The following is a 12,304-nucleotide window of genomic DNA, read 5'->3' as shown; positions in this document are numbered from 1 at the left end:
CGTCCGAGATGAACATCCATCTCGGTGTTGAGCATCCGTTCGAGGGCCGACTTCATCATCGTCCGCATCAGGGCGTTGAGGTCGTCAATCGTCGTGGCCTGCGCGGCCATGTCCCGCGCCAGTTGCTCGGCTTGGGATTTCAAGATCGCGTCCATGCGTAATCTCCGTCAAAGAAAGAGGATGGGTAATACCCGTTCCACTCCCCTGACACAAGATTCCTTACAAGCCCGTCCCGTGGCGGCTCCGCCTCCTCGGCCCCAAGATTTCCTACTTCGGACGCGCGAATTTCTTTTCCAACGATCATTCGCCGCACACGGCCTCGTTTTCGATGTGTCCGAATCTCGGGCCGCCCGACGGCGAGACTCCCATCCTCTGCCGCGACGAGCCATAATCGGGCAAGGGGAAGCCTGCCGTCGGGCGGCCCGGAGCCCAAGATCAATCCCGCCTCATCCACCGACCGGGACGACGGCCCCTCCGCCGAAAATCGAAACCGACAGCAAATCCTCGCACACCGGTCGCCGGACGGACTTCCCGACTGCGTATTCGGTCCGGAGACGGGCCGCCGTCACCGGGTCCGGACCGTGGCACTTCGGGCACACCCACTCCCCTGTGTCGATCAGATTCTTTAATCGAACGCAAGTCTCACAGACCACGGCGGCGACTACGGCCCCGCGCGTTCCCTCGATGGCATCACTCATGACCCTTGCTCCGTGTTGAAGATCTCTCATGCGTTGCCCGGCGATCAATTTCGCCGGCGTGATTGTCAAACCGGCCGACCAGTCCCGCCAGAAGGCCCAGTTCTTCCTGTACTTTCCCGACTCGCAGACCACTGATGGCGTCATCATTGCGGCCCAAAAATCCCATGACGAGCTTGGGCACCGGCCCGTCACCGACCGACAGAATCGCCCGGGAGCGGGCTGAGGTGTCCGGCAACAGTCCGGCCAGCGGTCCGACGTTCGCCGGGACAGAAACGACCCTGGATCGTTCGCCGGCCATTTCCCTGAGCCAGTCGGCGGCCGAAAAGGCCGGCTTGTCGTCCGCGACACAACAATAGTGTCCCCCCGTTAACAAAAACGCCCCGCCCCGCCCGGCACGCAGGTACGCTTGGATGTCGGGCAGCCAGGCGCCCGCCAGCCGCCGGACGAAACTTGGTTCCGGGGAGTCCAGTTGTTTGCACAAGGCGCGGGAGAGTTTTCGGCTGATCGCGGCCTCTTCCGCCTTGTCCGTGGCCGCGAGCTGCGACCCGAGGACCTCGGCCAGCATCCGGATGTGGCGGAGTTCGGTCACGGTGAACGCGTTCGGGTTCCGCCGGCAGACGTAAAGGGTCCCGCACAGCTTCTCCGTCCCGGTTTCGTCAGCCGCCTTCAAGGGCAGGCCGATCACGCTGGGATAAGACTCCGTGCGGTCCCGGACCACGTCGTCGATCGACGCCCGGACCAACCGCCGGTACTTCGCGCCCGCCGGCCTGTCCGAGTTCGCCTCCAGGCAGATGATCTCGCGTCCTTCCCGCAGGACGGCCGCCGCAAGGCCGGCGGACTCTGCGGTGCGGAAAATCGCCCCAAGTCCACCGGCGATGTTCGGCGTGCTCGCCACCCGCCGAAGGACCGGCGTCGGCGACCCGGTTGGTTCCCGCAGATCGTCCAGCACCCGGATGGAGGCCGCGCATTCGCCGCCCAAGTATTCGGACAGCCTGTCGAAGATGTGTGCGGCCACGTCTTCAACGGTCGCCCCGACGGACGGGAAAGGGAACATCTTTGTCCATGCCTCCGACCACCGCCGGGCCTGGAGTTTGTACAGGACGGCCCCGAGGCGGTTGGCGGCTTCGGCCGCTAGGCGGGCGGTGACCGGGTCAAACTGAAAGAGACCGCCTGGGTGGGCGAAACGGAGAACCCCGAGAACCTCCCCGCCCCCGATCACCGGCACAGCGAGGTACGCCAATTGCTGAATTCCCTCGAACTCTCGTTGGAAAAAAAGCTTTCGCTCCCACTTGGGCGGGTCGTCCGTATCGACGCTGGTGACCCCCGCCGGGTCGTCAATCTCGGCGAACGCATTGGCCAACCGGATGGACTGCTTTCGCCGGGCCACCCAGCCGATCATGCCGACGCCGAACGGGAACCCCGCCTGCCGGCCGGGATCGGCCCGCCAGCCGTCGGAGTGACCCAGCGCCACCGCCGGAACAAAACAGCCGCTCCCCGCCTCCCGCAGAAAGAGCATCGCATAACGCGCGTCCCCGGCGATCCGGGCCATGGACGACAGGGCGTCCGTCATGGCGGACTGTTCAAGAGTCGGGTCCGGGCGGCGGGCGGGTTCCTTGACGGGGTTTTCTGCCGAGGACGGGGCGTCCTCCGGGGCCAGTTTGTCAAGCGAGACGGCCAAATCGTTGAACTCGGCCTCAGTGAGAAAGTTCAACAGGGCGTTCGCCGGCCGGGCGAGCGCCGACTCGACTGTTTTTTTGAACTCCGCCGGGAACGCCCGCGGTTGCGGCCAATCGATGTTCAGCACGCCGACGATGCGCCCCTGTGCCCGCAGCAAAATGGCGGCGACCGCCCATGCCGTTTTCCCGACCTCGGGGGGGATGGGCTCGAAGCGCTTGCGGGCGGCGGTGCGGGCGAGTTCCAGCGTGTTCTCGTGCCAGATCGAAACGCGGTCGAGAACGGCCGCCCCGGCGGCGGTGTCGTACGACAGTTTCGCATGCTTCTGTTCCCACGCCTCCTGCGACAACTCGAACCCGTGCGTCCCGACCACATACAGTGTTTCCCGGTCGGGGCCGAGCACCCGCAGGAGGCTGCGCGTGCTGCCGGCCAGATTTTGGCAGGCCCACCGGGTCAACTGGGCGCCGAATGCCAGGAGTTCCCGCCGCTTCGTCAACGCCCCGCCGTGCCGGTCGTCCGGTTTGTATTCAAAATCCCGGACCACGAAAGCCTCCGGGCCGTCCGGCGAGTAGGTCTTCTGCAATCCGATGACTGCGGATAGTCCCAGTCCGGCCAGCCAGGTCAGGTGTTCCCCCAACTCCGTCTGGCCGGCTTGGTCCGCGGGAATCAGGCCCGGTTCGCAGACGTGCAGGGCGACGACGGCCGCCACCGTCCCGTCCAAGCCCACAATCGGAACCTTGACACACCCCCTGACCCGGCGGAGAAACGCCATGTACTCGGCGAACCCCTCTGCCGAATACCGCTCAGCCGCCGGGTTGCCGGGTGACACCGCCGTGCGGAAGTCGGGACTGGCCGCCGTGTCTGGGACGACGACCCATGCATTCTCCCGCACAACCCGGCCACTCAGGCCGATGTCGGCCGGATACCGGACCGGCACGGCGGCGGCGTTCTGACGGGCGACGGTGTCCAGCCAGTTCGGTTCGTCGCCCGACACGGCAACATCGCCGGCGAAACAGGCGTCCGGTCGCCCCAGCCAGACGTTGAGCTCGCGCATCAGGATTTGCAAAAGGCGGTTCAGTTCGGCCGCCGGGTCGGGCCGGCCGGCCGTTTCGTCTCTGAACGCCGCGAGCACGCACTCTGCCGCGAGCCGGCGGTCGTCGGCGTGCAACTGGCGAAAAGTCCGGGCATCCCGCCGGACGCGATACAACACGGTCTTCGGTTCGGGGCCGGCCACGGCAACTCCCGCCAAGGCGGCGGCGGCGGCGACATCTTCCACGACGGCGAGAAGGATTCCACCTTCGGCCTTTTCCAAGCGCTCGTCCGGCGTCAATCGCGACACGACGCTTGCCAGGTGGATGTCCAGTTTCTCATAGCCCTCCATGGCCTCCGGTTCGCCGGAGGTTACGAACAATGTGACCTTCCCCGGAACGACGCGGTCGGCGACCGGCCCGAGAATTTCGGCCGTGTTGGGGTGCCCGCACAAGTGTGTGGTGAGATGTTCGATGGCATCGCGACTGCCACTGACTCCGAGCGCCAGCGCGAGTTTCCGGCGCAGGCTGCCGATGGGAGCAAGCCGGACACCAGCCGGCCCGGTTTCATCGGAAACGGCGGGGGCGAGAGCCCCGCTGAAGAGAATGTCGGCCGGGACGGCCCGACCGGCCTCGGCCGCCAGCAATCCGACGGCCACCGCCAGTTCATATGATCGACCGTCGAGGTTCCACGGCACGCACACGGCCCACGGCGAGTGCTGGTCCGGATGCCGGATCACGCCGGGGAGCAGTTCACTGGCTTCCAGACTGATCCCGCCGGACAACTTCAGACGCCCGATCAGCGTGTCGAGCCAGGGGACGGTGATTTTGGGGAAGCCGCTGGACGTCTTCGCGGCCGGGGCGATCCGGAGGTGATAAATCCATTCCCGGTTGTTGCGTCCGGCGGCCCCGGCATAATTATGCCCGGATGCGAACAACGAGGGGTCCGGCCACGGATCGGCGATGGCCGGAAAGGCGACTTGGATGCCCCGGAATGCCCGCTTGCGGCTTGGGAACCCAGTCAATGACATCGAGGTTGATTTGCGGGACTCGGGAATCATGGGTGAAACTCACGGGGATCCAGAAATCGAACTCATCTGCTTCGTCGAGTTGGAGAACCACTGTTGTGGAACCGACGCATCGATGTTCGTCGCGGACGGTGATACGCACGCGGGCGCCCTCAAAATGGCGCAAGAGGGCGGGGTCGTTGCCCCGCACCTGCGTGTCGGGTGTTTTTGAAAACTGCAGCCGGACAACAGGCTCACCGTTGGCCCCGGGCAGATTCCACCTGACCCGGCCGAAGATCTGCTTGCCGTTCTTTGCCGTCAGGGGCACCTCCACCCCGCAGGATCGTGTCCCGCCGGATGCCGACGCTGGGCCCGAGTCGGCGACGGGTACCGTGAAGAGTTTTCCGGTCGGAACGACGTCGAGGGAGTCTGCCGGGCGCGCCACGATGCCGGACGCCTGCAACAGCACGTCCGGGACGGGGGGCGGTTCGTTTTGCCCGAGGACCGGGGAAGGCACTTTCCAATCAAATCGCAGGATCGCATCCGGCACGGGCGACGGTGGAGAACCGGTGCGAAGTTGATAGGATTCGCCGGCCAAGTTCAACAATCCCTCGGTCGACATCATGTCGAGCATGTCAAGTATGGCAGCGAGGGCTTGCGGCGTTGGGTTGTTGGGGGCCGGCGGCAATCCGTTGCCGGCCGGCTTGGTCTTGGTGTCAAATTGTTTGGACATGGCTCTTTTCTCAGTTTAGGGTTCGTTCGTTTTCAACAAGCATCGGGCGATTCATCCACCAAAACGGGCCAAAGCACCGAGCGTGGCAAGGGATGGTAACTATTCGTTTCGCTTCGGACCCCGGTGACGAGAGGAGGCAGGCTGAGGAACTCCCGGAACCGATTTACCAGCACCGAAAAGGATTTCACCGCTGGCGTCTTCGTGTCCAGCCTCAGTTCGTCGATCACGCGGCAGGCCGCATCACGCCACGAGTCGCCGAAATCGTTCTGTCTGGCCTGCATGATGAGCATGATCAGTTTGGCAAGGGTCTTTTGCTCCCCCAGCGGGGTCAAGCCTTCAAACGCCTCCCTGACGGCGGACGGACACTGGCACTCAAGAATTTCATCATCGAACTCGGTGCTTGGGGCTTCCGAAAGGTCGGCAACGACGGCGTCTTTGGCGTGCTTTCGAAAATGGCTCAAGGACACATTTCGGGTGACGCCTTTGGCGAAACCGTCTGCGTTTCGGATGACTGTTTCCCTGACGCACAACGCCTCCCAAAGTTCCTTCACCACCTCGCCCGACAAGTCATCCAAGTCATTTGCGTCAACTCCGGCGTTGAACAGCCAGCGCTTACATTTCGGCAGAAACTCCTTCAGCGGATACAGGTTGTTGAACTCCTTCTCGGCTTGGGCCCGCCGGAGTTCGCTTACCGGTGTCGGCGCTGATGTTTCCTTGTCGGCCGCCTCCCGCGGCATGATAACTTCCACCATCGCCCACGCGAGGGCATACCAGCGGACGATGACATTTTCGCCGGGCCCGATCGATTGTGCCCGCTCGCAAGCCGCGTTGATCACCGCGTCGACGGTTTCCGGCGGGAGATTCTTGCTTCGCCGGGCCACTTCTACCCGTAGCAGTTGACGGACTTCTTCTTGGGTAACGCCAGGGGGCGACTCGGATTGCGGCGGCCCGTCTCTTGAGGCCCCCGAGGATCCGGCGCGGTTTGGGGCGCGATTAGACTTTGACATAACACCTTCTCCAAAGGCACGAAGTGCCGGTCGGCCGGACTGTGTCGGCGGGCGAGACTTCCTTTCCGGCGGCGGCAACGAGCCGCCTGCCATTCCGAGGGATTCGCCGGTCGCGTCGCTGGAGAGAGGAGGACGACGCGTCAGATCCATCACGTAACTGCGATTTTTGCCCCCCGACAGAAGCTAAGTGTCGGGGGGTTAATGAAATTCCATGGAATCTGTCTCTCCGCACCGGCCTCAGGGTCCGGCGCCGAGAACAACTGATTGGACCAGAACGAGTTGCGTTGGGAAAGGAATTTTGATCAAAAACAGCTTGTCCATCCTCTTGTGTCAGCGGAACCCCCGGCTGTCCGGAAGTTAACCCGCCGCAACCCTATTCCTGACGCCACTTGGGCGTCACACACGTCGTCGATGCCTTCGAGGCATGGGAACACTTCGGCCGGCGTTCGGCGGAGGCAACCGGACGGCGGTTCATTGGCTACTTTCAAAAGGATCACAGATGAGTCTCCATGCAAAGGAGGATGGCGTCCTCCGGGCTCCGCTTCCCAACCACACGCGGACGGAGTACTTCGATGACCGGGGCCAGTCTTACCACACGGAGTGGGCTCCCTGTTCTCCCGCCCCGTGGCCCCCGCCCGCTGTGAGAGTCGGCTTGGTTGCCGATCTTCGATCCGGCGGCAACCTCGCGGCGGCGCTGTCGCTGCGACACGGCTATCACGTGTTCGGAGCCGGTCCGGGTGGTGAGGCTATCGCCGCCGACATCCGGCGGCAGGGCGGTAGCGTGACCGTGATTCCGGCGGCGGTAACGGACTCACGGTCGGCGGGCTTGGTGGTGGACGCTGTCATGGAGACCGGCGGTCAGTTGGATTTGGTCGTGGCTCACGCCGCCAAGGGAGTCCGCCATACTTGCGGGGTCGGCGTGTTGAGAGATGTGGCGGAGACGTTGAGCGTCCCCTTCCTGCTCGGGGCGGCCGCCTTGGGCAAGTGCATGCTGGCTCGACGGACCGGGGTGCTCGCGTTCATCGGGGCCGGGGGGTCCTCGCCCGAACGGCAGGTGGCCAAGGCCGGATTGCGGTACATGTGCGGGCATTTCATCGGTCAATGCGAACAAGGCGGGGTGCCGTCCTGCTTGGTGCGGTATTCGCCGGCCGGCCGGGTTAATCTGACCGGTGGAGACCGCGACTCGTTGCGGTCTCCCGCCAAGTCCGACGACGTCTCAGACCCAGATCACTTGGCGGACGTGCTGGCTTGGCTGGCCGCCGACCGCGGCGATGTCTTTGATTATGCGGGTGGTTGGGAACCGGGTGTGCGGTTGGTGCTGTCAACATAATCCGACCGTCACGAATCACGGACGTTGGGTGTTGTGTGTTCTTGAGTGATGTGAGGTGATCACGGGAGTTCGGGCGCCGTTATCGGCAACGGCAACCCGAAGGCCAGTCGTGGCGGCCGTCACAATTCTCGCCCGACGGCGAGTTGTCAACAACAATATTGCTAATCGGACGACACGACGGTCGACCTTGAAAAACTCTTACTGTGGACTGACGAGAGTGAAGAAAACTGAATCGTAACCGTCGATTTTGAGCGCCGGCGATTTGGGGATCTGATGTCGGTCGATTGTTGTTTGGTGGGAACTCGCAGACATGAGTAAATCACCAGACAACAATCATCATTATTCAAACTCAGGTAGGTTTGAAGCATGCAAACGCTGATTTCTACACGTCGAACCGATTTCGCAAGGAGGATTTGCTGACTGTCAGATCATTCCGACAACGGTTCTGGAAGGGATCCACCGAGGTTGGGGGCGGTTTCCGGACACCCCGCCGACTTTATAATGTGGCCTTGTTAAACGCGGACGAGCGAGATTCCAAGTCGGGCGAAGCGAAAACGGCGGCCCGTCAATTTGCCCAATGCTCGTCACTCCGCCGGGAACTGCACTACCAATGTTGATATCTGCTTGAACAATCTTTACTGAGATCAGCATAAGACGCACTCTGTCACGTCGGGCGCAGTCTGGCCACGTCTGATAGACTTGCTATTAATTTCCGTAACATCATATTTCAAAGAACTTTGCCATCAATTATCAATCCCCACCTTGCCAGTCATCATGACGAAGTGGGAGACAGGCCGTGCGAACCTGTGTTGCTAAAAGTCATCATGTTTATCATCATGGTCGATATGAGAAGCGAGCGCACCGCGTTTGCCACCCTCTACGAATTTATCAACCGCATCCGAGGTCCGAATCATGTATCACCGTTTCACCGGCCGCAAAGGATTTACACTCATCGAATTGTTGGTGGTCATCGCCATCATCGCCATCCTGATCGGCCTGCTGCTGCCCGCCGTGCAAAAAATCCGGGAGGCCGCCAACCGGATGAAATGCTCCAACAATCTCAAGCAACTCGCCCTCGCCGAACACAACCACGAAAGCGCCATCGGCGGTTTCACGATGGCCCCTTACAACCCATCGTTCGCGTGGCTGACCAACAAACCTTATTCCGTGCCGCACGGCTGGGCCGTGGAACTCCTGCCATATTTGGAACAGGGGAATGTTTCTAATGCTTACAATTTGAACGCCACTTGGGACGCCCAAACGGCCGCCGACGCGAACTACGTTGTGAACCAGACCATCATCCCGTCCTTCTCGTGCCCCTCATCGCCGGGCGGCGTTAACTCGGCTTCTCGTTCCATTCCCTATGGCCGCGGTCCGCTTGACTATGTGCCGATCTTCCGCGTCGATCTCAACGCCGCTAATATCTTTGCTCCGACTCCGGCGCCAAATTACGACCCGAACACGGGTGAGGGAATTTTGGGGCGAGGAGTAAATCGCAAGATTTCAGAAATCACCGACGGCACCTCGAACACCCTGCTGTTTGTCGAAGAAGCCGGGCGCAACATCGTCTATGTGAATGGCGTGCCGACCCCTTCATTTGCCGCCATCGACGAGGGGGGAGCGTGGGCCAACTTTGCCATTGGCGGCTCCATCATCGACTCTTTGCGCAGTTTTAACCCCGCGACCGGAACCTATTACGGCTCGTGCGCCTTGAACTGCACGAACGGCGGGGAAATCTACGCCTTCCATCCCAGTGGCGCGAACGTTGTCATGGGGGATGGCTCCGTTCGGTTCCTGTCGAATTCCACGTCGTTCGCTGTTGTGGTGGCGCTTTACTCGCGGCAGGGTGGTGAAGCGTTGGCCGGCAACTGACATCAACCCGATCAGGAGGAAAACAATGCAACGGTTTCTAAAAATGTTCGGTGTGGCGACAGTTGCCCTGGCGCTCGCCGGTTGCACCGGAGGGGATGGGAAATACGTTCCCGTCATCGGTAAATTGCAAGTTGGCGGCCAGCCTGCCGAAGGGGCGCAGGTGACGCTTGTGCCGACGAATGCCAGCATCATTGATCCGATGTCCCGCCCGACTGGTTTGGTGGAAGCGGACGGCTCCTACAAGCTCTCGACCTACGATCCCTCCCGGCGCAAGACCTACGACGGAGTGCCGCCGGGGGAATACAAGGTCACCATTGCCTGGCTGCCGCCGCTCCATGTCGGGGAGAAAGCTGATCAGAAAAAGCGGCCGATTGACAAACTCGGCGGAAGATACATCGACCCGGCCAAATCGCCGTATCCGGTGGTGGTAAAAGAACCCCGCACCGAACTCGATTTGATCGACTTGAAGGACTCGAAACGGAACTGAACGAAACAGTTTGTTCGGCAGACACAGCCTCCTTTGACTGGCCGTACCGTGTGTTCCCTCCGTGCCATGAATTTCATCAAGGACCGAACCATGAGTCGACGATTCGCACTTCTCGCCCTGGCCCTCGTCGCCGGATGGACCGACGCCCGCGCCGCCGAACCGTCGGCAAAACGGCCCAACGTCATCCTGATCATCACCGACGACCTCGGGTATGGCGATTTGGGTTTTCAAGGCGGCAAGGATATCCCCACCCCGCACCTGAACGCTCTCGCCTCGTCCGGCGTCCGGTTTACGAACGCCTACGTGACGGGACCGATCTGCGGGCCGACCCGCGCCGGCCTGCTGTCCGGCCGGTATCAGCAGCGGCACAGCTACGACGGCAACCCCGGCCCGGACACCGGCCTGAACCTGAACGAATCTACCCTCGCGGATGCCTTGAAAACCGGCGACTACGCGACTGCCGCCATCGGCAAGTGGCACCTCGGCGGCCAGCCCGAATACCGCCCCTTGAAGCGTGGGTTCGACGAGTTTTTCGGCTTCCTCGGGGCCGGTCATAGTTATGTCCCCGGTACGGTCAAACCGGGCGACCGGATGGTGTTCAAGAAGACCCGTAAGGAGCGATCCGAGGGGAAAACCGCCCCGTCGCCCGAGCCGAAGGAGTTGTCGAAGGACTTCCAGCCGCCGAAAGGCGACGGGTTTGGCGGCAGCGCCGGCTCGGCGCCGGGCAAAATCGTCCGGGCCACGCCGAAATCGGGCGAGGAAGAGGCGAACGAAAAGGGCTATTTGACCGAAGCCTTCGCGCGGGAGGCGACGGACTTCATCGGCCGACACAAGGGCGAACCGTTCCTTCTCTATCTCGCCTTCAACGCCAGCCACTCCCCGCTCCAGCCGACGAAGAAATATCTCGACCGCTTTCCCAAACTGGAAGGGAAGCGGAAAGCCTACGCGGCCACCACCTCGGCCCTTGATGACGCGGTTGGCGAGGTCGTCGCCAAGGTGCGTGCGCTCGGCTTGGAGGAGAACACGCTTTTCTACTTCACGAACGACAACGGCGGCCCGATCGACGACATCGCCGCGAGCAACTCGCCGCTGAGCGGGACCAAGTTTTCCCTCTGGGAAGGCGGCATCCGCGTGCCGTCGTTCGTCGCCTGGAAGGGGACGATCAAACCGAATCAGACGCTGGACACCCCCGTCAGCAGTTTGGATATCTTCCCCACCGTGCTGGCCGCGACCGGCCTCGCCCTCCCGAAGGACAAAACTTTCGATGGCGTGAACCTCCTGCCAATACTCAAGGGCGAGACGGCCGACCTGAAGAAGCGAACCCTTTACTGGCGGTTCAACCAGTTCTGGGCAATCCGCTCCGGCGACTGGAAACTTGTCCTTGCCGAGCGGGGCGAGGCGGTGCAACTGTTTGACTTGGGCAAGGACATCGCCGAGGAAAAGAACCTGTTCGCAGCCAACCCGGACTTGGTTCAACGGCTGACCGCCGAGTGGAAGGCGTGGGACGAGAAGAACCTTCCTGTGAAAGGAGCCGTGCCATCGGCGAAACAGCCTGCCGAGAAGATTTCGTATGCGGATGAAATCCGAAAATGGCAGGCCGCGAGGGAACAGAAACTCCGGGCTGACAACGGCTGGCTCACGCTGACGGGACGCTATCCGCTCAAGGAGGGCCAAAACACCTTCGGGGCCGGGAAGGACAACGACATCATTTTTCCCGCCGAACTCAAGGGAGTCGGGCCGGAGCGGCTGGGGACGTTGCGCATCGATCAAAAGGCCAAAATGGTCACGCTGAATCTGGCCAAAGGCGTCTCGATGACCAGCGACGGCAAACCGTTCATCGGCGAGCGGGCACTCGGGACGGCAGTGGACAAGCGAGACTGGGTCGGGTTGGGCCGTCTCCATATTCATGTGATCGAACGCAATGGCAAATACATCCTGCGTCTGGCCGACAACGAGTCGCTCGTGCGGAAGAATTTCCCGGGTTGTTCCTGGCACTCTCCCGACGAGACGTACAAGGTCGAAGCCAGGTTTGTCCCTGATGACGAGGGAAAGACGCTCACCATTGTGAACGTGCTCGGTGAGGTTTCCAAGCAACCACTCGCCGGCCGCGTGGAATTCAAATTGAAGGGACAGGCTCACACGCTGGACGCGATCAAGGAGGGTGAGGGGCTGTTTATCATCTTCCGCGACGAGACGGCCGGAGACACCACTTACTTGTCGGGGCGGTTTTTGGATGTCGAAAAGCAACCGGCGACGAATGCCACCTTTCTCCTCGACTTTAACAAGGCGTACAATCCCCCGTGCGCGGTTTCCGAACACACCACCTGTCCGCTGCCCCCGATGCGGAACATCCTGAAGACACGAATCGAAGCGGGAGAAAAATATCCGCGAGCGGGGCTGAAATAGAATGACACACTTGTGATCGGAAAGGTTCCGATTCCTCGTCGACGCGGGACATTTTAAAAGAT

The 12,304-nt window shown here is 61.8% G+C and carries 8 protein-coding genes; 4 read left to right on the top strand and 4 right to left on the bottom strand.

Annotated features, from left to right (window positions below; all coding sequences use genetic code 11):
* Positions 1-446 precede the first annotated feature (446 nt).
* Genes BGIM_RS0101680 through BGIM_RS0101665 form a run of 4 tightly spaced genes read right to left on the bottom strand, consistent with a single transcriptional unit; the run spans position 447 to position 6,147 of the window.
* On the bottom strand, positions 447-698 hold the full coding sequence (locus BGIM_RS0101680; RefSeq protein ID WP_020468067.1) for a hypothetical protein: 252 nt from the start codon (positions 696-698) through the stop codon (positions 447-449).
* Entirely contained in the window at positions 691-4,431 is a 3,741-nt protein-coding gene (locus BGIM_RS0101675; RefSeq protein WP_020468066.1) for a GAF domain-containing protein, read from the bottom strand. The genes BGIM_RS0101680 and BGIM_RS0101675 overlap by 8 nt, the downstream gene beginning before the upstream one ends.
* The gene (locus tag BGIM_RS62445; protein WP_020468065.1) at positions 4,319-5,140 is read right to left on the bottom strand and encodes a hypothetical protein; all 822 of its coding nucleotides are present in this window, start codon (positions 5,138-5,140) and stop codon (positions 4,319-4,321) included. Before BGIM_RS62445 ends, BGIM_RS0101675 begins: the two co-directional genes overlap by 113 nt.
* A gap of 32 nt (positions 5,141-5,172) precedes the next feature.
* The gene (locus BGIM_RS0101665; RefSeq protein ID WP_157368560.1) at positions 5,173-6,147 is read right to left on the bottom strand and encodes a sigma-70 RNA polymerase sigma factor region 4 domain-containing protein; all 975 of its coding nucleotides are present in this window, start codon (positions 6,145-6,147) and stop codon (positions 5,173-5,175) included.
* 499 nt (positions 6,148-6,646) lie between these two features.
* Here BGIM_RS0101665 and BGIM_RS0101655 point away from each other — a divergent pair, with 499 nt between their 5' ends.
* From BGIM_RS0101655 to BGIM_RS56805, 4 genes are all read left to right on the top strand, one after another.
* Positions 6,647-7,477 (top strand): SDR family oxidoreductase, encoded by an 831-nt coding sequence (locus tag BGIM_RS0101655; protein WP_157368559.1) that lies wholly within the window; start codon positions 6,647-6,649, stop codon positions 7,475-7,477.
* Positions 7,478-8,389: 912 nt separating this feature from the next.
* Entirely contained in the window at positions 8,390-9,349 is a 960-nt protein-coding gene (locus BGIM_RS0101645) for a DUF1559 domain-containing protein (RefSeq protein ID WP_020468062.1), read from the top strand.
* Between the two features lie 25 nt (positions 9,350-9,374).
* Positions 9,375-9,836 (top strand): hypothetical protein, encoded by a 462-nt coding sequence (locus tag BGIM_RS0101640; RefSeq protein WP_020468061.1) that lies wholly within the window; start codon positions 9,375-9,377, stop codon positions 9,834-9,836.
* Between the two features lie 90 nt (positions 9,837-9,926).
* On the top strand, positions 9,927-12,242 hold the full coding sequence (locus tag BGIM_RS56805) for a sulfatase-like hydrolase/transferase (RefSeq protein WP_169331880.1): 2,316 nt from the start codon (positions 9,927-9,929) through the stop codon (positions 12,240-12,242).
* Positions 12,243-12,304: the final 62 nt, after the last annotated feature.

This window comes from Zavarzinella formosa DSM 19928, assembly GCF_000255705.1.
Classification (GTDB): domain Bacteria; phylum Planctomycetota; class Planctomycetia; order Gemmatales; family Gemmataceae; genus Zavarzinella; species Zavarzinella formosa.
This window is presented reverse-complemented; position numbering and strand designations above follow the sequence as displayed.